Below are 18883 nucleotides of genomic sequence, written 5' to 3'. Positions count from 1 at the left end.
ACCTGCTTATCAGCCGATCGGCGTCAACGGACTCAGCACATCACGCACGAACTGCGCGATGTTCACCGACGGATTCCCGTCGGGGAAGCTCACGGTGGCCAGGATATTGCCGCCGGCATCGGCGAAGTTCTGGTCCGCGCGGCCCTGGTGCGTCGACGAGGTCACCAGGATGATGCCCGACGTGCCGGCCTTCTTGGCGAGCGGCACCGAGAACTGCGCGTTCTGGACGGTGCTGTTCGCCCGATCCTCGACGATGATCCGGTTGGCCGGAAAACCAAGCAGCAGAAGCAGATTGCGCATCTGCCCGGCTTCGGTCTGGCCGTTCTGGGGGTTGCCGCCGGTCACGATGATCGGCGACTGCGGAAATGACTGCGCGATCACGAGACCGGTGAGCACGCGGTGGTAGAGAATCGTGCGCATCGAGCCATCGGGCTTGAGGCCGTAACCGAGGATGACGATGGCCGGCTTCGAGAAGTCCTTGCTCGCCACCGGCGGAGCGGCCTGCGCGATCGACGGCGCCACCCCGCCACACACGACCGCCAAGGCCAGCGCAGCGCCCCCGAGTGCGACTCTCAGCCGTTTCCCCACAATCCACCCCCGAGAAAATTGCGACACGCGTGTTTATCGGTGCGTTTGGGGATGATGTTACAGATATGGTTTTTGTGGTGCAGTGTGCCTGCTGTTAGGCAGACCATCTATTCGAGACGGCCGTACCGCTGGAGATGGAACTGGAAGTTGACGACGCAACTCAGGAGGAGTTCGACGACTACGAAGCGGCTCAAGTCGATTTGTCTATCCAGTCGATGATCGATGAAAGGCGCGAAGGCGCGGGAAGTAGTCGACGGCGCGCAACCCTCTCCGGTCGTCGCCTCTAGCACCCGCGACAATCGGGTCGCGACGTGTCACCGACTCGTGACAAGCTCCCGCCGATGACCGACTTGACCGAACTGTGCGACTGCCCCGCCGCGACCACATCGATTCCGCTGACGGTCACTGCATCAATCCGTCGATCCGCAGCGAAGAGGCCAGCGACGATGCGGTCGACTTCTCCCGCTGGTCGCAGTGTGGCTGCTGCATGGCCGACTGCCCAGACGTGCACCCGACGTCGACACCTGGGTTCGGCCCGGCCCAAGGCTCCCTGGTGGTGGCCAAGGAGCACTTCGACACGTTGCTCGCCGACAAGCAGCGGGCACTACGAGAACCGGAGGCCTGCGCGGAGCTGCCGATCATGCCACGGGCCGAGATGCGGCTGGGTACTGCGGAGTAGGCGGTCAGCCCAGCGTCTCCGAGTAGACCTCCTCGACGGACATGCCGAGCCGCCGATCCCGCAGTAAGTTCGCCACCACGCGCCGCAACTTCGGATACGCAGCTCGAGACCAACTGCGTTCCGGAAGGCCGTGCTGTCAATCTGCGAGGACGCGGCCGCTGCGGAACTGCGCGGCCGATTGATCGACGGCCGGGCGGTTGGACCGCGGGGCTCACCGCGCTGGCGCAGGGGCGGGAGGCGTGCCTCGACTCAGAAGCTTTCGTACAGGTGCGCGTGCCGCGGACACAAATACAGCGCTGCATACATCACGAATTGCTGTCCGTCGAAGGTGATCCCACCGTCCACCTGGTTGCCAGACGGGTAGTAGGCGCGGGTGGCTGCCATGGCGTCGGTCGGGTACTCGTCAAGCATCAAGCAGGCGCGATACCCCGCGGCAAGTAGGTCGGCATCGGTTGAGTACCTACCCACCGGCTTCACGTAGTTCGGCAACTGGGCGGCCGCGGTGACAAACATTTGCTCACCCGCTGCGGACGCTGCCTGTGCTCCGGTGGTTGTCGGATCCGTGCTGTCGAGCACCGTCGTGGTGGTCTCTGCTGTCGTCGTCACGACCGGCGGCGGGGGTGCCGGTTCGACGCTCGATGTTGTCGTCGGGAACGGAGGTATCGGCGCCGCCGCGGTCGGGGTGCCCGTTGTCGAAGTCTCTTCGTTCCCAACGCGGGTCGCGTACACGCCGAGCACCCCCGCAGCGACTGCGAGCATTGCCACGATCGCAGCGAGGATCGGAACGGCAGGGGACTTCCGCTGGGGCGGCACGCTCTCTCCCCCGCTTGTCTTGCGCAGCTTCGTCGGCGCGTCCGAATCAACAGCGCCAGATCTCGGCAACTTCGCCGCCGTTAGCGTCCGAGCGGAGGCCGGATAGCGCACCTCGCCACCGGCTGCCTCCTGCAGCGCCGTGACGAAGTCCGCGCAGGATTGATACCGGTCGTCGGGGCTTTTCGCCAGCACCCGCTCGAAGACCGCGTCCAAACCCTCCGGCAAATGAGAGTTGATCGTGCTGATGGCAGGCACTGGCTTGGTCAGGTGCGCGGACATCGTCGAGGCGATAGAGGTTCCCGTAAACGGCGGCTGCCCGGTCAGAAGGTGGAACGCGGTGCAGCCCAGGGCATAGATGTCGGACCGACTGTCGACCACCTCGCCCTCAATCGCCTCCGGCGACATGTACTGCATGGTCCCGATGGTCATCCCGGTGGACGTCAACGAGGTGGACTCGCCGGCGGCCTTGGCGATTCCGAAGTCGGCGAGCTTCACCGACTCGATCTGCGGCGCCCCGTCGGTGTCATCAATGCCCACCAGGATGTTCGCCGGCTTCACGTCCCGGTGCGTGACGCGCTGCTTGCGCCAGGCGTAGTCCAACGCCGCGGCTGCGGCGCCGACCAGCTGGACCGCAAGGTCGGGGCCCAGCGGGCCGTCGGTCTTGAGCAACTCCGAGGCGTCCGTGCCGTCGATGTACTCCATCGTGATCCACAGCCGGCCCTCGAACTCACCGCGGTCGTGCAGCGTCACGATGTTCTGGTGTGAGAGCTGGGCAAGCAAATCGGCCTCGCGTTGGAACCGCGCCTTGAAATCGTCGTTGCGGGAGACCCCGGCGTCGAGCAGCTTCAGCGCGTCCTGACGAGGCAGACGCGGGTGCTGCACGAGGAACACCTGGCCCATCCCGCCCGCACCGAGCTGCCGGATGACTCGGTACCCCGCGATCTCGGTGATTTGCACGCTGTGAGTGTGGCAGGCGCGGTGGCGCGTGGGACCCGGATCCGGCGCAGGTTCACACAGTGGTGCACTTCGACTCGCGGGGCGGCTCCACCGTGATGCGCGAGGAGTCGATCGAGACCGATGAGTACACCTCATCGGTCGGAGGATGTTGGTGCTGACGAGGCGGTGCCTTGGGAACGGCTCGTTCCCTAACTCACTCCGGTCCCGTTCGTCCGCGACCACAGCGTGAGTTCCAGCGTCGCGCGCGTCGCCGCATCGGGGTGTGGATTCCAGGCTGCTGTCATCGGCTGCCCGCGGGCATCTGCTCGGCCAGCACCTCACCGATCGGGGCCAAGTACTGCTCCCACAGCGTGACGCGCAGCGCCTCGACGTGGGCGCTGAACTCCTACTCCAGATCAGAGTTGATAGGCGGCCCCAGTGATGTCACGACCTCGGCGCGGATCGAGTCCAGGGTCTCGGGTACGTCGTCGAGATGGTCTGCGAACACCCGCACAGCTTCGTAGGCACTCGACATGCGGTGGGCGACGTGTCCGTGGCGCCAGCTCATTAGAATCTCGTGGAACTCGATCCCGCGTTCGCCCTGTGCCTTTCGCAACAAATCCTCATGCTCGAGCTTGCGCTTCTTGCCACTGGCCTGCATGCGTCCGTAGCTGACGATCGCGGACTCCCAGAGCGCTCGCCGCGCGAATGCCGTGGCGGGGATCGACTGCAGCTGCGACCGCTCGTGCAAGGCCATGTCCGCGTGGATGAGGTCGGCCCACAGCGAGGCCCACTTCCCGAGCCGGTTCGCGGCGGGTATGTCGAGCAAGGTTCGCCTCCCCTGGTAGCTGCCGTCTGCCATTAGGACATGGCGCCCTGGGTGGGCGACAAGTCGGACTTCTGCGGCGTGAGCTTGTCGAGTCCGCGTTGCAGATTCGGCGCGGCCGGTGATACGAACGCCTCAAAGCGATTCAGGCGCTGTCACCCCCACGTCCGGCTGCACGATGCGCGCCACTCGTGCGCAAAATGTGACGCACATGCGCGGCGTACCTGTGGTCCTCATCGCCGCGTGGTTGGAGCACCAGATGCAGTCCTCACCCTGAGGACTTATGCGCGCAGGACCCACGACGCCTTGGCCGACGTCGCGGCGGTGCTCAACTCGATCACGACCGCGAAACGGGCAGAGCCGCGGAGTAACTCGCGGTAGTTACACCCCGTGTCCGGCGATGTCCATCCGCTCAACTGTCGCAGCGTCGTACCCGCGCGAACGCAAGTACTCCTCGGCGGCAGCGACAGCAGCGCCGGCCTGAGCTTCAGTGCTGATGCCGTCCGCATAGGCGATCCCGTATGCGACGGCGCAGTCCTGTTGGACCCCGCGAGGAACTAGTTCTCGTTGACGTAGCTGTTCGACGCAGCGGCGTTGACGCACGAATACTCATTCGCCGACGCCACGCCCGTGTTCACTTCGGCAACGCGGCATACACTGCGGCGACCACCAACAGCTGTGTCCTCATGGTGCGCTGAGGCTACCTCGGCGCCATCTCGACGGACGGGCGATTCACAGAGAATCAGCCGCGTCGCCGAACGGCGCAGCTCGTGGTCGGGATTACGCCGCACCTTGTCGGTGAAATACGGAATGGGTCAACGTGGGTCATCGGAGGGCTCGCGACAACCGTCTCCAGATACAGAAACCCGCCAACGGGAGCGGGTCCTCTCAGTGGCCACGGCCGGGATCGAACCGGCAACCTTCCGCTTCTAGGTCGAGGATTCTCGACACGCCGTGTTGCTTCCGAAACCACCTGATTTGCAACGCCGTTCACGATCGAGCAATTGTCAACAACTCTGATCGATTCTCGGCGTGTCGTGGGCAATCTAAACGAATAAGCGTCAAAATCACCAGCACCCCGGCGGCCGATTGACCGGGTCCGCCTTTAAGAGTTGGGTGTCCCGAGCTTGAGTTTCAAGTCCGACTGCGAGTCCGCCGTACGAGACATCGTGCGGTCGCCATTTAACATTCGGTGGGGACGCGATGTTCCCACCACCGAGTCGATTGTCCAGAAGGACGGCGCTGTCTACCTCACGGCGGCTTACCTATACGCCGACATGGCCGATTCGACTGGAATGGCGGAGAAGTTCTCCGTGGAGGACGCAGCGAAAATCATCCGCGCCTACCTGCACGCCGTATCTCGAGTGCTTCGCGACCGCGGTGGCGAGATCCGCAGCTTCGATGGCGACCGGGTGATGGCCATCTTCATCGGAGATGACGCCGCTGACAAAGCGGTCGATGCCGCATTGCGCATCAAGTGGGTGGTCGACACCGTGGTGCACGACAACCTGCTCATATACAACGATGCATACCGCGAGAAGTGGATCAATAGTGAGTGGAAAGTTAAGCACCGCACCGGGGTCGACCTGGGCCTTGCGTTCATCGTCCGGGCTGGCGTCCGGGGACATAACGACCTGGTCTCCATCGGAAGCGCTCCCAACGTTGCTGCCAAACTGAGCGACTACAAAGGCGGCGGCCAAACCATAATCACCGACTATGTCTGGGACAAGCTCGCCTACGACAACTGCTTTTCAAAGAACTCATCTTCAGACAGCGACGACGTCCAGAGCATATGGACTCAGCCCAAGATGATCGATATCGGCGGCGGAAGATGGGAGTCTATTCGAACCTCAACTTGGAGGAGGTCGTACGGGTGAGCGACGATCCAGTCGATAACGCGTGGAAGATCCACGCTGCGCTCGTTGATTGGACCGGAAAGGTCGACACCAAGGCATCGTTCGCACTCACCATCGAAGCCGCTCTGCTCGCCGGAGTCGTGACCCTCTCGGGATCCGACCGCGTCTTCGACAAGCTAAGCGGATGGTTCCCAGTGACGCTCTACGTCCTCGGGATCGTCGTTCTAGTTGCCAGTGTCCTATCCGCCGTCTGGGTCGTCAGACCACGCCTTCGTGCCCCAAATCTTAAGGCTGAGGCGGCAAGTTCCTATATCTACTTCGGACATCTGCGTCTACTCGACGACGATGCTGTCGTGAATCACCTCAACAACACGCCAATTGCTCCGGTTCTCGCACGACAGCTCGTCCAGATGAGCAAGATCGCCTGGAATAAGCACGTCTTCGTGCAATGGTCAATGACACTGGCTGTGGTCGGTGTCATTCTGCTCGGGCTTTGCGCCGGCGCGGCAACAACGAGCCCGTAGACCCCAGGGGGCGCCTGGCGATCATCAGCGCCGCAGTCACCTGACCGCGCCCCAGTTAGGAGCCTCCGTCTGTACGGGTCTGGGAAATTTGACCGATATATCGTTAAATCTCCAGAGTCCGTACACACCGCGAAACTCGACCGGGCGGGGTCAGGTCGGGGGTGGCTGGCGCGATGGCTACCTCCCTCCCCCGGATGCGCTGGTCAGGGGTTGTTTGTGGTGCGGTCCGGCGCAGGTATCCACTCTGCCCTCATCGCCGTCATGGTGGTCCTTGCCCGAACGGAAAGGTCAAACGCGGGTTTGACGCCGGACCGCGTTCCGTGACCGGGCTGCTCATACGCACGAGAGCAGCCCAGCCGCGGAGGTCTTATGGGGTGATAGCGATGTTGCGCAGTAGGAACGCCTGGGGCAGCAGGACGTCCGAGCCGGTGCGCCACCACAGCAGGGCGCCGCGGCTGCCGTTGGGCCGGCGGTTGGAGCCGAGCAGGTGGCCGACGCGCTCGATGGCGGCGCCGATGCGGTCGACGATGAGGAACTGCTTCGAATCGCCATGGCCAGCAGGTACTCACTGGCTGTGGCTGCAGCGTTGAACGTGCCATCCATGTTGGCCTGCTCAACTGACTTGCTGCGATTCGGGAGAGCCCGCCCCACAGTCGGGGCGAGCCTCCACGTCGTGCCGGTCGGTACTCACAGGTACAGGCCCTGTTCGATATTGCTGCACGGATCAGGGTTGCGGCGAGGCTGCGAGCCGCGTCCGAGGTCAGGCGGAAGATCAGCGGTCCTGGTGCCCTCGCTCGGCGATCGACACGTACGAAGCGACGCTGAATACGGTCGCCGTTCCCCGGAATCCGGGTGAGTGAGGCCGATGCGGGTCTGTTGAAACAGATATTGAACAGCATCCGCAGGGATCACGGCGCGACCAACGAGCGGCATACCAAGGTGGCGTTGAACTCGGTTCTTACCGATGCGGAGATGGTCGGTGCGATCGGATCGAACCCCGTGCGGGAGATAGCGCCGCGGCGGAAGAAGGAGACCGAGCGGAAGAACGAAGGGTTCGCCGGCCCTCGCGGTGGATCAGGTTCGCACACTGCTGACAACGATCGCTAAATCAGAGGTGAGTGTGAATAGGGATCTGCGCGACCCGGTGACCGTTCTGGCAGGCACTGGGCTACGCCGTTCCGAGCTCCTGTGCCTGCGGTGACCGACGTGGATCTCGATCCGAGGGTGCTTCACCGCGGCCAGCTCGGCGGTGCGACTCAAGGGCCAAAGCCTCGTGCTGCAGGACCGGACCAAAGGCGGGCGGCGAGCGGTCAGTACCGCTCCCCCAATTCGCCGCTGATGCCCTCGGCGCCGCAAGGATGAATGGGCCGGACCGAACACGGCAGGGGTGGTCTTTCCCTCATCGACGTGGCACGCTGAGAGATCCGGACAACTTCGGAAATCAGTGGCGGGAAGTCCGGGAGTCACTGGGCTACCAGACGTATCGAGTCATTCGTTCCGGAAGACGGTGGCCACACTGATCGACGATGCCGGCATATTGGCGCGGATCGGGGCCGACCAGCTCGGGCACGCTAGGCCCTCGATGACGCAGGACGTCTACATGAGGCGCAGGCAGGTCCACACCGAAGTAGCCGATGTTCTGGACAAAGCCGTGGGAATAAGCGCCGGCTGACGTTCTCTGTCAAGACGAAAACCACAAATCTGAGTGGCCAGGGCCGGGATCGAACCGGCGACCTTCCGCTTTTCAGGCGGACGCTCATACCAACTGAGCTACCTGGCCGGAAGGCCTCGGCTCTTGCAAACCGAAGTGCCTCGCCGTGATGGCGACCCTGACGGGACTTGAACCCGCGACCTCCGCCGTGACAGGGCGGCGCGCTAACCAACTGCGCCACAGGGCCTTGCTTTTCCTGCGTGCTCCGCGTTACCGCGTAGCGTACCCCCAACGGGATTCGAACCCGTGCTACCGCCGTGAAAGGGCGGCGTCCTAGGCCACTAGACGATGGGGGCCTAATCCGAATCTCTCCGGGGTACTCGCGACGTTGTCCGTTGGGAGCTTCGATAGCTTAGGGTACAAAGGCCGAATTCCTCAAACCCAATGGTCACAGGCGGTTGGGCCGGTGCCCGCACACGCCTTCGCCGCACCAAGTATCCTGTGTCTCCGCGCCCCTATAGCTCAGTTGGTAGAGCTACGGACTTTTAATCCGCAGGTCCCAGGTTCGAGCCCTGGTGGGGGCACCGGCAGCTCCCCCGTCGTCACCGCCGTCGGGGGAGATTTCCATTTCTGGAATCAGGTCCGTGATGGGCACGTTCAGCCAGGCCGCGGTTGCGGCTACTTCCCACGCCGCCCACTCGGTCTTGCCCTTCAGTCGCTTTGAGATCGACCCCTGATCGACCCCAAGCAGTTGCCCCAGCTGCTTCTGCGTGCGCCCAGAGCGCCACATCAGCGTGTGCACCTCTTCACCGATCAGTGAATTGCTGCGCTTTCCGGGATCCGAATCAACCTCAGCACCAATCGTCATAGGCGACACCATACGACATATTGCGACAAATGCGCCATGGGTGTGTCGCGCTTGACTAGGTATGGCGTTACGCCATACGTTCCTCCGCATGCCGGATATGGCGGAAACGCATATCGATTCCTTTTTGACAGCTTCCCAACTAGCCGAACAGTGGCAGGTTTCGCTGCGTACTGTCCAGCGCTACCTCAGCGAGGGCCGCATCAAAGCGGTGCGACTTCCGGGTGGCCAGTACCGAATTCGTCCCGAGGACGCTGAGGCGGCAGTCGCCGAGGTCAACGCGTGATGGCCTCGGCGGGGCGCGTCCACGTGAGCGCCGCGAGTGAGGCGCAGGTGCGCGCGATCGTGCGGGAAGAGATCGGGGTCGCCCTCGGTTTGGTGATGATTGGCGACCTCGGCAATCTCGCGGCTTACGTGGCCGGCTCAGTCACCGCGAACGATAGCGCGCAGCTCATTGACCTCGCGCTCAAGCTCGGCAACGAGGCTCAACAGCCCGTAGAGCAATGCCTTCTCGGCGACGACACCCCGATCAGGGCGTGTCAGGTTTCGTCGGAGGACATCACCCACATCGCTCTGGAGTTTCTTTGCTCGACTGGCTTCTTCCGGAAGCGTGAGGTCAGTGACTCTCAAGGGTCGCGTCATGAGATTTCTCTTTCGCTCGATGGTCTGGACAACCAGAGCGTAAGAGAGCGACCCGGACCAGCAGGGGAAGCTGGTCCGGGTCGCGCCAAGCCCCAGGGCGGTGCCTTGTGATCGCCTCGGCGGGGCTGGTAGCGCTGCTGGTCGGGTCGCTGGCGGTCGGGTGGCTCATCGGTGCCCGCGACACCAACGCCCACAACAAGCTCCACGCTCAGATCGACGCAGACACGCGAACCGCGTTCATCGACGACGCCGCCGAGCTGGCCGCAGACAGCGACGACCTCTGATGGCCGGGGCACCCGTCAACGTCCGCGCCCGCACGGCACCGCCAGCACCCTGCGCCCTGCCGCACCACCAGCCAGGCCGCGCCGTGCAGTTCACAGAGTGGGACAACGAGGCAGGCGTGATGGCCACCGTGACCGGTCTCGTCGTGCAGCACGCGAACCGGACCATCACCATCCGCACTGACAACGGTGACAAGTTCACCAGCTGCGGGCACGTGGCGGCTGCATCATGACCGCCAACCACTGCAAGTGCCTGGTGGTCCCCGTATTCCCGGACGGTGGCAAGTCGGCGTACTTCGATGCGCTCGACAGCCTCAACGAGCGTGACGCCGAGCGCGAACAGCGCCACGCCGAACTGGAGCAGCTTCGCCGCGACCTCGGCGCGCTGCGCCGGTCCCACGACGAATGGGCCAATCTCGCCGAGCTGCTCGTCACACGGATCGACGAACTCACCTCCCACGACGCCGCCGCCGGGGTGGTGACCCCGTGACTGACCGTGACTCGATCGGTTTTCCCTGGGCGATCGACGCCGTCGAACAATTCGTACCGAAGCGCGACCGCGACTGGTACTGCGACGAAATCGACAAGGCCGCTGCCGACCTCAAAGGCGGTTTGGGGGCGTTGTTCGGCGCAGTCGGGATGGACCCAAACCCTGGCTACCGGGCGGTCGCGGACAGTCTGCGCGACATCGCCGACGCGGTCGACGGCTCCCGCCCGGTCAGTCTCGACGACCTGTCCGCGCACCTGCTCGCCGAGGCGCACGCGGCCGGGTGGGCCCAAGTCGACGACCTCGTTGAACTCTTCGCCCGGTCACTGCGGGCCGACTTCCGTATCACCAAGTCCCCCAACAGGTAAGCGGCCTGGGGGCGGGTGTGGGCCCGACCCCAGGCCATCGACAACAGGAGGTATGTCCCGTGTCAGAAACCACGATAGAGCACCAGCGCGACGAGAAGGCCGAGGCGTGGAACGACCTGTTCGACATGCGTGTCTTGGCCGACGCGATCGAACGCGAAGCCGACCGCGTCGGCGCGGCGAGCCTGCCGCCCCTCGGCAACGCTGAGAGCCTCCGACTCGACGAAGCACTCCTGGCTGCCCAGTTCCTTTGGTACTACGACGGGGCCTGGACTGGCGAGAGTTCTTGCGCGGCAGCGGCCGGGATGGTCGCCCGATGAAGCGCCCAACCATGCACAAGCGCACCGCACGCCGAGTCCTGGCCGCGATCGCGTCGGGCTGGGTGTTGGCTGCCACCGGTTCGCTTTACCTCAGTGAGGCGCGCGCAGACGACATCATCATCATCAACCCCGGCCCCCGGCCCGCACTCGATCTGCGCATCCCGCTGCCGCTGTCGGGCTGGTGCCCTGGCGGCGGCGCGGGCAGCGGCTATGGCGGCTACTGCGAAGGCGTCGACTTCGCCGACGGCACCCGACTCAACTACTTCCGAGTCGGCGCGTTCTGGCAAGGCCCGCGCTGCATCCGCGTGGACGGCACGCCGACGCCCCCGGAAGCGCCGCACGGTTGCGGGGGGCTGGGATGACCGCCCGCGCATTGGCCCTAATTGCCGCTCTCGCATTGGGTTTCGCCCTCGGCTCGCTCGCCGTTGGCACACCGACGATGTTCGGTGTCTCGCTGGCCGTCTCGATGCTCGTCGGCATGGGGGCCGACCTCGCTGGCAAGGCGGGGGTGTGATGGCCAACGCGAACGTCAACGTGGCCGAGCACCGCCCCGCGACGCAGCGCCGCCGCTTCCGGCATGACACTCTCGTGGCGGTCGATCTGTTCTCCGGGTTCGGCGGATTGACTACCGGGATCAAGCAGGCCGGGTTTGACGTCATCATGGCGGCAAATCACAACCGCTACAAAGTGCAAGTCCACGAGGCCAACCATCCCGAGGCTGAGCATTGGATCGCTGATCTCGTTAATCCCGAAGCGTCGGACTATCACTCAGCGCGAGACCTGCCGCCGGCCGACATGGTCTGCGCAGGCGTGAGCTGCAAGAACCATTCGCAGGCCAACACCATCAAGGCCTACGAGCAGGGCCTTTCGGCAGGCGGCAAATGAAACTCACCATCAACACCGACATTCTCGCCGAGACGATCAACGCCGCGATCAGCTCGCTACCCCCGCGCCCGAACCCCGTCATCCTCGGCGGCGTCCTGGTCGAAGCCCAGCTCGGCGCGATCACCATGTCCAGCTTCAACTACGACCGCGCCACCACCCGCACCGTCGCCGCCGACGTAGCCGAAGCGGACACCGCCGTGGTATCGGGCCGCCTGCTCTCAGCGGTCGGCGGCAACCTGCCGCGCGGCAAGGACGCCGACATCGTCTCCAGCGGCTCAGAAATGGTCATCACGGCCGGAAGAACGGCATTCCGGTTGCCGCTCATGCACACCGAGGACTACCCGACCCTGCCCACCATGACACCCGACGCCGACGGCATCGGCACCGCCGACTGTGACGAGCTCGCCCAAGCGGTGCAGGTGATCGGTGAACTCGCGTCCAAGGACGCTGAGCCGGCCAACCTCACTGGCCTCAATCTCACCTTTGAACCGGGGGCCGTGTGGCTGTGCGCCACCGACCGCTACATCATCGGCCGTCGACGCGTCCCCTGGACCGGCACCACCACCGACGAGGTCACCGTGCCCGCTGCCGACATGCTGGCCACCATCAAGGCTGTCATCGGCCCCGCCCCCGAACCGGTCGAAATCCTGCGCAACGGCTCGATGTTCGGCTTGCACACCTCGGCCACCACCGTCATGACCCGCCAGCTCGCCGACGACTTCCCGGCGATCACCAAAGTGCTGACGCCTGCCGTCTACTCGTCGACCTCGACGGTTCCCACGGGCGAACTCGCATTCATGCTGCGCCGCGCCGCCTCGATCGCCGACGACGGCAACTCCCAGGTAGACATCGAGGTCGATGCCGGGGGCCTGGCCGTCACCACCACCCGAAGCGCCACCGGCAAGGTCAACGACAGCATCGCCGCCCACCACCAAGGCGACTACCGCCGCATCGCCCTGTCGGCCCGCCGCCTCCACAACGCCCTGTCGGTCATCGACGACGCCGAAGTCACCCTCGGATTCCGCCATCCCGAAGGGAAGCCGGCCGACCACCTGATCGGCATCCATCCCGGCGCGATGGAACGCACCGAGGCCAAGGTCGACCTTCTGGAGTGCCACAACTTCGCACTCCTCATCGGCATCTCAGGAAAGCGATAACCCCATGAGCACCCACCACACTCGCGACCAGCGCGCCGCCGCCGCCCGGTTCTTCCGCCGCTGGCTCATCGGTGCCGTCATCTTCTCGACCGCGGGCAACGTCACCCACGCACTGCTCAACCCCGACGCCGCATCCTCACTCATCGCGGCGTGCATCGCCGTCGTAGCACCGGTCGCCCAGCTCGGGATGACCTACGGCGTGCACATGCTCGTGCAATGCGGCATCGTCGGCGCGGCCTACCGTGCAGCGCTGCGCATCACCGTCGCGCTCGTAGTCGTCGCGTTCGCGCTCAGTTTCTACGCGCTGTGCGATCTGGCCGTGCACTGGGCGGGCATGCCGCTGCTGCTCGCGCTGCTCGTCCCCCTGGCCATCGATCTCGGCATCACCGGCTGCACCATGGCGTTGCTGGCCATCACCGACGCACAGCGCACCGAGCAGCTCGCGCAACCACCAGCACCCGTGCACGCCGACGCTCCGCCCGCTGCGCAGGCCCCGGAACCCGTGCACGCCGCCGAGCGGCCCGCAGCGCCACCGCCCGCACCCGCGCTCAGCAGCGTGCGCGCCGCCGAGCATCCCGCGCACTCACCCGTGCACGCCATAGCGGCCCAGCGCATCGTCGCGCAGGGCGCGGTGCGCATCGCCCCTGAGCGCGTCGCCGCCGTGCTCGCCGAGCGCGCCGAAGGCACCGCCCCGAGCATGATCGCCCGCAAGCACGGCGTCGGCTACGACACCGTCAAGAGCATCCTGAGCCACCCCGCCGCGCAGTCCTCCATCGACCAGAGCGCGGCCGCGTGATGACGATCTCTCCCGTTCGCCGCCGCCACCTGATCGCACGGTGCCGACAGATCGCTGCTCTGTTCGATGAGCTGCTGCCCGACACCGCCCTCAACGCCAGCGCCCACAGGGCTGGCGGGGTCAACCCGTTCTACGACCGCACCACCTCCGGGCTCTACTTGGAGTTCTACTACGGCTACCCGTCGAAGATCTGGACCCCTGGCGGCCGCTGGCACATGACCGGCGGCACCTGGACACCGGCGGGTGTCGACAAGGACGAACTCGTACGCCCGTTCATGGAGCGCCTCACCACGCGGCCGCATCACCTACCCGTCCAAACCCGCTGGGGTTGCTACGGCCCCGTCTACGCGGTCCTGGCCGTGGACGGAATATCAGTCGAAGAGCCAGGCCCTGTCGCGCGCTTCATCCACTCCGACTACCAACGCGAGAAATACGAGTGGGCCGACCTCGCAACCGGTTGGGGGCCAGATGGCACCTAACGCGCCGAAGCCGTTGGTGCGCCGCGCCTTCGCCCTCTTCCGCGACGGCCGCGTCGAACAACGCGCCGACCGCCTCGCGGTGTCGTCATTCATCACCTGGCGGGCCATCTCGTCGACCGACGAACTGAGCGAGCGCGACATTCAAGCAATTGTCGACACGCTCCAGTATTGGAAATCCTGCGGCGAAATCGAGTACCGGTGCCGCCGCATCGCCGAAAAACTGGGAGTACCCGCGTGACCGACAAACGAGACGGTGCCTGATGTCCCTCGTGCCGACCATCTGCCATGACTGCTGGCATCCAGCCCACCCGGTCAATTCCTGCCCAGTCTGCTGGCAGCACGTGCACCCCAGCAGCACCGGAATGATCGCGGCCCACTGGGATTCGGTCGGCCGCGAACTCTGCCCCGGCGAACGACTGCCCTACGACCGCGCGATCCCCAGTGAACGCCAAACCGGCCTGATCGCCTGAGAGGACACCCGAAATGACCATCTACTGCTACGACACCGAGTTCCTCGAGCTTTGGGCCTACTACGCAGCCTATGACCATGTCGCGCTTGCGCAGCTGTGGGGCCGAATGATCCACCTTCCCAACGGTATCCCCATGTGGACCAACGACCTGCAACAGGAAATGGTCCGACTCGGCATCGACGACGACGAGATTCCCCGCGCTGAAGGCTACGAACACCACGCCCTGGACGACGCGCGATGGAACTGGCAGGTGCTGCGCGAAATCCGGCGGCGGCAAGAACTCTCGGACGCCGACCAGTGAACGAGATTCCTTCCGTGATCGCCAGCGCGGGCCTGGCGCACATGGTCGGCGACTATCTCATTCAGTCCGACTGGATGGCGCAGGAGAAGACCCGGCGCTGGTGGCCAGCCATCGCGCACGCGGTCACCTACGGGCTGCCGTTCCTTCTCGTCACACAGTCACCGCTCGCGTTGCTGATCATCGTCGCCACGCACGCCGTCATCGACCGCTACCGGCTGGCACGCCACGTCGTGTGGTTCAAAAACCAGCTGGCACCCAAGGCATTCCGACCGCCCCACACGGCGACCGGGCACGCCGATGACCGTCCCGCCTGGCTGTCGACGTGGCTGCTGATCATCGCCGACAACGTGCTCCACATGCTCATCAACGTGGCGGCGGTGCTCTATGTCTGACGATCGCGATGAGGCGGTGCTTGCCGTGGTGGCCGATGCTGGCCGGCGCATGGGTCCCGAGTTGCGCCGCCAGTGGGTTCGCCGCGTTCTCGGCTTGGGCCGCAAGGAACTCACAGCGGCCCAAAAGACCGTCCTGGTGGCCCTGGAGACGTACGCCGACTACCGCGACGGCACCAACGCCCACCCCGGCCAATCGAACCTGGCCGAAATGTGCAGCCTGACAACACGCGCCGTGCAGGACGCACTGGCGCGCGGAATCGAACTCGGACTCATCGAGTGCACCGCGCCAGCAAACCCGCGAGCCAGTCGTGCGGCGGTCTACCGGCTCGTGTTCGCCGAATCCACCACCGGAACAGCGGTTCTGGTGAACGAGCCCATCACCGGAACGGCGGTTCCTGTGAATAACTCCACCACCGGAACGGCCGTTCGTGTGAATAACTCCACCACCGGAACGGCCGTTCCTGTGAATAACTCCATCACCGGAACCGCCACGCAGCCATCACCGGAACAGCGGTTCGCCCCACCAAGACAATCACCAAAACTACTGGGGGTGTTACGTAACGGGGGTACGTCACCAGAGCCGCGCATCACCGACACACACACCACTCCGCCCTCTCGATTCTGCGACGCCCATCCGCGCGGCTATCGCGGAAAATGCCCGGACTGCGCAAACGCCCGAACCGCTTTCGAGGCGTGGCAAGCCGACCAGGCCGCGTTCGACGTGGAGATCGCCAACGCCGCCGTGCTCGCCAACCGACACCGCCGCCAGCTCATCGCCAATTGCGAGCTGTGTGACGACTTCGGCCGGATCAGCATCACCGACGACGACGACGGAGGCCGCAACGAGAAACTCGTGCCCTGCGATCACCCACCCAGCGCGCGCAGGGCCCAACATGCCTGACCTCGACGACGACCGCGACACCAGGCGCTACGTGCGCGGCCGGGGCCGACCGCAGCGCACCAAGGGCCCGGTCGACGACGCGTACACCACCTGCGGGGCCATCAACCGCCCTTGCCCCAACTGCGGTGCCAAGCCGTTCGAATACTGCCACCGGCCCGACGGATCCGAATCAACAATCCCCTGCTTGCAACGACTTTCGGAGAGGACCCGATGACCATCCTTGCCGCACTCGACGGACTCTCAGGCACCGGCCAGCCCCGCCGATTCGACCTCACCGGCGCCCTCGACGAATGCAAGGCAGCCGCCGCGACCTGGGCCACCGTCTCTGCAGCCAGGCTCATGGGCATCGCCACCGACGACGACCTCGAAGAGGCGTGGATGCGACTGCGATGCGCCAGCGCGGTCCTCAACTGGGAACGCGGCCGCGCCGTAGCGGCATTCGCCACCATCCCCGGCGCGCCATGGGTCACCGACCACAACACGGCCGACTACGACGACGACACAATCGCCGCCCTGCTGCGGGGCGCGCGTTGATGAACAACTGCCGCAACAACGCCTGCCAGCGCCCCGCGCAGCTGTTCCTGTGCAACGACTGCACCGCCGTACTCGCCAACCTGCTCGACCGCATCCCCGAGCTGCTCGACGAACTCGACGACCGGATACAGAAACTCGATCGAGTACCGCACGGCACCATCGGCCGCAACCGCCCGCCCGCCAACCAGCTCAGCATCATCGACTTCGACGCCGTCGACATCGCCCGCAAGACACGAAAGGCGCTGCGCGGCTGGGTCGAAACCGTCGCCGAGCGCCACACAGGACGCCGCCCACCAGGACTCGACACGATCGACACCAAGATGTTCGCCCGCTGGCTGCAGGTCAACGTAGAGGCCATTGCGCGCCTCGACTGCGCGGGCGATCTCTACAAGTACATCAACGAACTGGTCGGCTCCGGGCACAAGAGCGGCAAGCTCGTCAAAGCCGTCGACCGCCGCGAACGACACTTCGCAGGCCCATGCCCAACCATCGTGGGCTACGACAACGCCGGCCAACCCATCGAGTGCGGCCACGGCCTCTACGCCGAGGTCGACGAACGCGAAGTCGACTGCCCCGAATGCGAACAGTCGATCGACGTAGAACAGAACCGGCTCAAAGCCGAACGCGAACGCGACCTCATGACCGCGACCAAACTGCTCGAAGTCCTCGACAACATCGGCGAACCCGTCGACCCCGACCAGCTCGACCGGTGGATCAGCGCCGAGCGGCTGCGCCCACGTGGCTACCTCCACCACGGTCAAGTCGTGAAACACCGTGTGCGCAAAGACGACCCAGCGCTATACAGCTGCGAACGCGCACGCAAACTACGCCGCAGAGACGCCCAACTAGCACGACGAAAGGCACTAGCCAGATGAATGATCTACAAGAGATCGAACGCCGCGTAACCGAAAAGTGGTGCGCCGCAGCGACAGCACGCTTCCCATACTCGCGCGACGGCTTCGACGTGGCGCAGTGGTTCAGGGACCTACCGCCTCTCCCGCCGGGAACACCCCAATTCCCGCGCGAGCAGTGGGTCAGCTACCCGGCCGCGCGCACCGCGACGCTGCTGGTATGCGAACGACTGCTCGACTCGGCCGACAAACTGACCGACGAGCAATGGGCAACCCTCTGTCTCGCAATGCAATACGGCGGCAAGACCCGCGTGGCATGACGTAATGACCACTTATCGGCAACACAATCAACAGGGAGAGAGATCATGAGCTACGACACCTTCGACCCGACCAAAGACTGCCGGAAATGCGTGGGCGACGGCCAAATCGCCAACGACGACGACGGAACCCCATGGTCCGCGTGGGCGAACCTTCCGCCCGGCGCTGACCTAGCAGTCCGAATGGGACTGGTACGCCCCGTGCAGTGCCCCGACTGCAAGGGAACCGGCACCGCCAACCGCCTGCGGGCCGAGTGCTCCCAGCCGCAGAAGTACCGCAAGAAGCCCGTTGAAATCGAAGCGATGCAGTTCGACGGCACCGTAGAGTCGGCGAACCGCGTTCTCGCGTGGATTGGCGGAGACGATGCCGAAGCGCGCCGCGCACATCGACATGAGCCCAGGGCGGGCATCGTGATAAAGACACTGGAAGGCGAAATGCTCACCGCCCCTGGCGATTACGTGATACGCGGCGTACAGGGCGAGTTCTACCCATGCAAACCCGACATCTTCTCCGCCACTTACGATTCGGCGAAATCGATTGGCCTGCACCCGGTCACGTACTACCAAGCCGAGTGCACAGGTTGCGGAACTATCGTGGACGACTACTACGAGTACTCGGCGGTTGAGGACCCGATCGAGTGGGTGCGCGAGAACCTCGATTGGTTTGAGCGCACCCGCAGTGAACCTGCACCGACGCCGGAACTCCCGCAGCGCGAGATCTGCCACACCGTCGAACTGCTCTGCCCCGGCTGCCAAAAGTGCGAAATCTGCGGCGCTGAGCACGCCTACGAGGTCGATGAGCACCTGGTCTGCGATGAACACGAAGACCACGACTTCGCCGCCGCTGAGCTGACATAGGGAGATCGAGTGCCCAATCAATGATGGAAGCGTGTGGTGACGATCCTGGGCCGCGATGCCCCAGGCACGTGCTGGAACCTTGCACACTCTCGAAAGGCCACCCCGGTCA

The 18883-nt window shown here is 64.8% G+C and carries 29 protein-coding genes and 4 tRNA genes; 27 read left to right on the top strand and 6 right to left on the bottom strand.

Annotated elements, in window-relative coordinates:
- Positions 1–9: 9 nt before the first annotated feature.
- Positions 10–588, bottom strand: a complete 579-nt coding sequence (locus ACOI2T_RS05350) for a YdcF family protein (RefSeq protein WP_409503779.1) — start codon at positions 586–588, stop codon at positions 10–12.
- 361 nt (positions 589–949) lie between these two features.
- Between ACOI2T_RS05350 and ACOI2T_RS05345 the strand changes: the two genes are divergently transcribed.
- On the top strand, positions 950–1267 hold the full coding sequence (locus tag ACOI2T_RS05345) for a hypothetical protein (RefSeq protein ID WP_409503780.1): 318 nt from the start codon (positions 950–952) through the stop codon (positions 1265–1267).
- A 249-nt stretch (positions 1268–1516) separates the two neighbouring features.
- Here ACOI2T_RS05345 and ACOI2T_RS05340 read toward each other — a convergent pair whose 3' ends face one another.
- Both ACOI2T_RS05340 and ACOI2T_RS05335 read right to left on the bottom strand, forming a co-directional pair.
- A complete protein-coding gene (locus tag ACOI2T_RS05340) occupies positions 1517–2980 on the bottom strand; it encodes a serine/threonine-protein kinase (RefSeq protein ID WP_421875993.1) in 1464 nt (487 codons plus the stop codon).
- Between the two features lie 442 nt (positions 2981–3422).
- Positions 3423–3878 carry a hypothetical protein gene (locus ACOI2T_RS05335; RefSeq protein ID WP_421875990.1) on the bottom strand — a complete coding sequence of 152 codons (456 nt, stop codon included), beginning with the start codon at positions 3876–3878 and terminating at the stop codon, positions 3423–3425.
- A 1091-nt stretch (positions 3879–4969) separates the two neighbouring features.
- Between ACOI2T_RS05335 and ACOI2T_RS05330 the strand changes: the two genes are divergently transcribed.
- The 3 genes from ACOI2T_RS05330 to ACOI2T_RS05320 all read left to right on the top strand — a co-directional run bounded on the left by ACOI2T_RS05330 (position 4970) and on the right by ACOI2T_RS05320 (position 7329).
- Positions 4970–5719 carry an adenylate/guanylate cyclase domain-containing protein gene (locus ACOI2T_RS05330; RefSeq protein WP_409503783.1) on the top strand — a complete coding sequence of 250 codons (750 nt, stop codon included), beginning with the start codon at positions 4970–4972 and terminating at the stop codon, positions 5717–5719.
- Entirely contained in the window at positions 5716–6222 is a 507-nt protein-coding gene (locus tag ACOI2T_RS05325; protein ID WP_409503784.1) for a Pycsar system effector family protein, read from the top strand. The genes ACOI2T_RS05330 and ACOI2T_RS05325 overlap by 4 nt, the downstream gene beginning before the upstream one ends.
- 852 nt (positions 6223–7074) lie before the next feature.
- On the top strand, positions 7075–7329 hold the full coding sequence (locus ACOI2T_RS05320; protein WP_409503785.1) for a hypothetical protein: 255 nt from the start codon (positions 7075–7077) through the stop codon (positions 7327–7329).
- A gap of 599 nt (positions 7330–7928) precedes the next feature.
- Here the strand turns inward: ACOI2T_RS05320 and ACOI2T_RS05315 are convergent.
- The 3 genes from ACOI2T_RS05315 to ACOI2T_RS05305 all read right to left on the bottom strand — a co-directional run bounded on the left by ACOI2T_RS05315 (position 7929) and on the right by ACOI2T_RS05305 (position 8229).
- Positions 7929–8002, bottom strand: a tRNA-Phe gene (locus tag ACOI2T_RS05315).
- Between the two features lie 41 nt (positions 8003–8043).
- Positions 8044–8120 (bottom strand) — tRNA-Asp (locus ACOI2T_RS05310).
- A 36-nt stretch (positions 8121–8156) separates the two neighbouring features.
- Positions 8157–8229, bottom strand: a tRNA-Glu gene (locus tag ACOI2T_RS05305).
- A gap of 155 nt (positions 8230–8384) precedes the next feature.
- On the opposite strand from ACOI2T_RS05305, the gene ACOI2T_RS05300 reads away from it, so the two are divergent.
- The 23 genes from ACOI2T_RS05300 (at position 8385) to ACOI2T_RS05190 (ending at position 18774) form a co-directional block, all read left to right on the top strand.
- Positions 8385–8457 (top strand) — tRNA-Lys (locus ACOI2T_RS05300).
- A gap of 372 nt (positions 8458–8829) precedes the next feature.
- Positions 8830–9024 (top strand): excisionase family DNA-binding protein, encoded by a 195-nt coding sequence (locus ACOI2T_RS05295; protein ID WP_409503786.1) that lies wholly within the window; start codon positions 8830–8832, stop codon positions 9022–9024.
- On the top strand, positions 9021–9491 hold the full coding sequence (locus ACOI2T_RS05290) for a hypothetical protein (RefSeq protein WP_409503787.1): 471 nt from the start codon (positions 9021–9023) through the stop codon (positions 9489–9491). The genes ACOI2T_RS05295 and ACOI2T_RS05290 overlap by 4 nt, the downstream gene beginning before the upstream one ends.
- A complete protein-coding gene (locus tag ACOI2T_RS05285; RefSeq protein ID WP_409503788.1) occupies positions 9488–9664 on the top strand; it encodes a hypothetical protein in 177 nt (58 codons plus the stop codon). The genes ACOI2T_RS05290 and ACOI2T_RS05285 overlap by 4 nt, the downstream gene beginning before the upstream one ends.
- On the top strand, positions 9664–9894 hold the full coding sequence (locus ACOI2T_RS05280) for a hypothetical protein (protein ID WP_409503789.1): 231 nt from the start codon (positions 9664–9666) through the stop codon (positions 9892–9894). Before ACOI2T_RS05285 ends, ACOI2T_RS05280 begins: the two co-directional genes overlap by 1 nt.
- The gene (locus ACOI2T_RS05275; RefSeq protein WP_409503790.1) at positions 9891–10151 is read left to right on the top strand and encodes a hypothetical protein; all 261 of its coding nucleotides are present in this window, start codon (positions 9891–9893) and stop codon (positions 10149–10151) included. Before ACOI2T_RS05280 ends, ACOI2T_RS05275 begins: the two co-directional genes overlap by 4 nt.
- Positions 10148–10516, top strand: a complete 369-nt coding sequence (locus tag ACOI2T_RS05270) for a hypothetical protein (RefSeq protein ID WP_409503791.1) — start codon at positions 10148–10150, stop codon at positions 10514–10516. The genes ACOI2T_RS05275 and ACOI2T_RS05270 overlap by 4 nt, the downstream gene beginning before the upstream one ends.
- Before the next feature lie 59 nt (positions 10517–10575).
- Positions 10576–10833 (top strand): hypothetical protein, encoded by a 258-nt coding sequence (locus tag ACOI2T_RS05265; RefSeq protein WP_409503792.1) that lies wholly within the window; start codon positions 10576–10578, stop codon positions 10831–10833.
- Complete coding sequence (locus ACOI2T_RS05260) at positions 10830–11195, top strand: hypothetical protein (protein ID WP_409503793.1); 366 nt, start codon at positions 10830–10832, stop codon at positions 11193–11195. The genes ACOI2T_RS05265 and ACOI2T_RS05260 overlap by 4 nt, the downstream gene beginning before the upstream one ends.
- Positions 11192–11347 (top strand): hypothetical protein, encoded by a 156-nt coding sequence (locus ACOI2T_RS05255; RefSeq protein ID WP_409503794.1) that lies wholly within the window; start codon positions 11192–11194, stop codon positions 11345–11347. The genes ACOI2T_RS05260 and ACOI2T_RS05255 overlap by 4 nt, the downstream gene beginning before the upstream one ends.
- Positions 11347–11718 (top strand): DNA cytosine methyltransferase, encoded by a 372-nt coding sequence (locus ACOI2T_RS05250; RefSeq protein ID WP_409503795.1) that lies wholly within the window; start codon positions 11347–11349, stop codon positions 11716–11718. The genes ACOI2T_RS05255 and ACOI2T_RS05250 overlap by 1 nt, the downstream gene beginning before the upstream one ends.
- Positions 11715–12875, top strand: a complete 1161-nt coding sequence (locus tag ACOI2T_RS05245) for a DNA polymerase III subunit beta (RefSeq protein WP_409503796.1) — start codon at positions 11715–11717, stop codon at positions 12873–12875. The genes ACOI2T_RS05250 and ACOI2T_RS05245 overlap by 4 nt, the downstream gene beginning before the upstream one ends.
- A 4-nt stretch (positions 12876–12879) precedes the next feature.
- Entirely contained in the window at positions 12880–13671 is a 792-nt protein-coding gene (locus ACOI2T_RS05240) for a hypothetical protein (protein ID WP_409503797.1), read from the top strand.
- Positions 13671–14150, top strand: a complete 480-nt coding sequence (locus tag ACOI2T_RS05235) for a hypothetical protein (RefSeq protein WP_409503798.1) — start codon at positions 13671–13673, stop codon at positions 14148–14150. Before ACOI2T_RS05240 ends, ACOI2T_RS05235 begins: the two co-directional genes overlap by 1 nt.
- Positions 14151–14166: 16 nt before the next feature.
- Positions 14167–14388, top strand: coding sequence for a hypothetical protein (locus tag ACOI2T_RS05230; RefSeq protein WP_409503799.1), 222 nt, complete (start codon positions 14167–14169; stop codon positions 14386–14388).
- A 103-nt stretch (positions 14389–14491) separates the two neighbouring features.
- Positions 14492–14620: a hypothetical protein gene (locus ACOI2T_RS05225; RefSeq protein WP_409503800.1), complete on the top strand. Its 129-nt coding sequence runs from the start codon at positions 14492–14494 to the stop codon at positions 14618–14620.
- 13 nt (positions 14621–14633) lie between these two features.
- Entirely contained in the window at positions 14634–14921 is a 288-nt protein-coding gene (locus tag ACOI2T_RS05220; RefSeq protein WP_409503801.1) for a 3'-5' exoribonuclease domain-containing protein, read from the top strand.
- Positions 14922–14935: 14 nt separating this feature from the next.
- Entirely contained in the window at positions 14936–15313 is a 378-nt protein-coding gene (locus ACOI2T_RS05215) for a DUF3307 domain-containing protein (protein ID WP_409503802.1), read from the top strand.
- A gap of 94 nt (positions 15314–15407) precedes the next feature.
- A complete protein-coding gene (locus ACOI2T_RS05210) occupies positions 15408–16214 on the top strand; it encodes a hypothetical protein (protein ID WP_409503803.1) in 807 nt (268 codons plus the stop codon).
- Between the two features lie 210 nt (positions 16215–16424).
- A complete protein-coding gene (locus ACOI2T_RS05205; RefSeq protein ID WP_409503804.1) occupies positions 16425–16748 on the top strand; it encodes a hypothetical protein in 324 nt (107 codons plus the stop codon).
- Positions 16748–17623: a DUF1922 domain-containing protein gene (locus ACOI2T_RS05200; RefSeq protein WP_409503805.1), complete on the top strand. Its 876-nt coding sequence runs from the start codon at positions 16748–16750 to the stop codon at positions 17621–17623. Before ACOI2T_RS05205 ends, ACOI2T_RS05200 begins: the two co-directional genes overlap by 1 nt.
- Positions 17620–17919 (top strand): hypothetical protein, encoded by a 300-nt coding sequence (locus tag ACOI2T_RS05195; protein ID WP_409503806.1) that lies wholly within the window; start codon positions 17620–17622, stop codon positions 17917–17919. The genes ACOI2T_RS05200 and ACOI2T_RS05195 overlap by 4 nt, the downstream gene beginning before the upstream one ends.
- Before the next feature lie 45 nt (positions 17920–17964).
- Positions 17965–18774 carry a hypothetical protein gene (locus ACOI2T_RS05190; protein WP_409503807.1) on the top strand — a complete coding sequence of 270 codons (810 nt, stop codon included), beginning with the start codon at positions 17965–17967 and terminating at the stop codon, positions 18772–18774.
- Positions 18775–18883 lie beyond the last annotated feature (109 nt).

The sequence above is a fragment of the Mycolicibacterium wolinskyi str. Jessa 2025 genome, from assembly GCF_049241375.1.
Taxonomy (GTDB): domain Bacteria; phylum Actinomycetota; class Actinomycetes; order Mycobacteriales; family Mycobacteriaceae; genus Mycobacterium; species Mycobacterium wolinskyi.
This window is presented reverse-complemented; position numbering and strand designations above follow the sequence as displayed.

What these genes read in the sequence shown, in the direction of transcription:
- ACOI2T_RS05340 (WP_421875993.1), bottom strand. Translation starts at nt 2,980, where the DNA reads ATGGGCCAGGTGTTCCTCGTGCAGCACCCGCGTCTGCCTCGTCAGGAC.
- ACOI2T_RS05335 (WP_421875990.1), bottom strand. Translation starts at nt 3,878, where the DNA reads ATGGCAGACGGCAGCTACCAGGGGAGGCGAACCTTGCTCGACATACCC.
- ACOI2T_RS05295 (WP_409503786.1), top strand. Translation starts at nt 8,830, where the DNA reads ATGCCGGATATGGCGGAAACGCATATCGATTCCTTTTTGACAGCTTCC.
- ACOI2T_RS05280 (WP_409503789.1), top strand. Translation starts at nt 9,664, where the DNA reads ATGGCCGGGGCACCCGTCAACGTCCGCGCCCGCACGGCACCGCCAGCA.
- ACOI2T_RS05275 (WP_409503790.1), top strand. Translation starts at nt 9,891, where the DNA reads ATGACCGCCAACCACTGCAAGTGCCTGGTGGTCCCCGTATTCCCGGAC.
- ACOI2T_RS05260 (WP_409503793.1), top strand. Translation starts at nt 10,830, where the DNA reads ATGAAGCGCCCAACCATGCACAAGCGCACCGCACGCCGAGTCCTGGCC.
- ACOI2T_RS05255 (WP_409503794.1), top strand. Translation starts at nt 11,192, where the DNA reads ATGACCGCCCGCGCATTGGCCCTAATTGCCGCTCTCGCATTGGGTTTC.
- ACOI2T_RS05250 (WP_409503795.1), top strand. Translation starts at nt 11,347, where the DNA reads ATGGCCAACGCGAACGTCAACGTGGCCGAGCACCGCCCCGCGACGCAG.
- ACOI2T_RS05245 (WP_409503796.1), top strand. Translation starts at nt 11,715, where the DNA reads ATGAAACTCACCATCAACACCGACATTCTCGCCGAGACGATCAACGCC.
- ACOI2T_RS05240 (WP_409503797.1), top strand. Translation starts at nt 12,880, where the DNA reads ATGAGCACCCACCACACTCGCGACCAGCGCGCCGCCGCCGCCCGGTTC.
- ACOI2T_RS05235 (WP_409503798.1), top strand. Translation starts at nt 13,671, where the DNA reads ATGACGATCTCTCCCGTTCGCCGCCGCCACCTGATCGCACGGTGCCGA.
- ACOI2T_RS05220 (WP_409503801.1), top strand. Translation starts at nt 14,634, where the DNA reads ATGACCATCTACTGCTACGACACCGAGTTCCTCGAGCTTTGGGCCTAC.
- ACOI2T_RS05205 (WP_409503804.1), top strand. Translation starts at nt 16,425, where the DNA reads ATGACCATCCTTGCCGCACTCGACGGACTCTCAGGCACCGGCCAGCCC.
- ACOI2T_RS05200 (WP_409503805.1), top strand. Translation starts at nt 16,748, where the DNA reads ATGAACAACTGCCGCAACAACGCCTGCCAGCGCCCCGCGCAGCTGTTC.
- ACOI2T_RS05195 (WP_409503806.1), top strand. Translation starts at nt 17,620, where the DNA reads ATGAATGATCTACAAGAGATCGAACGCCGCGTAACCGAAAAGTGGTGC.
- ACOI2T_RS05190 (WP_409503807.1), top strand. Translation starts at nt 17,965, where the DNA reads ATGAGCTACGACACCTTCGACCCGACCAAAGACTGCCGGAAATGCGTG.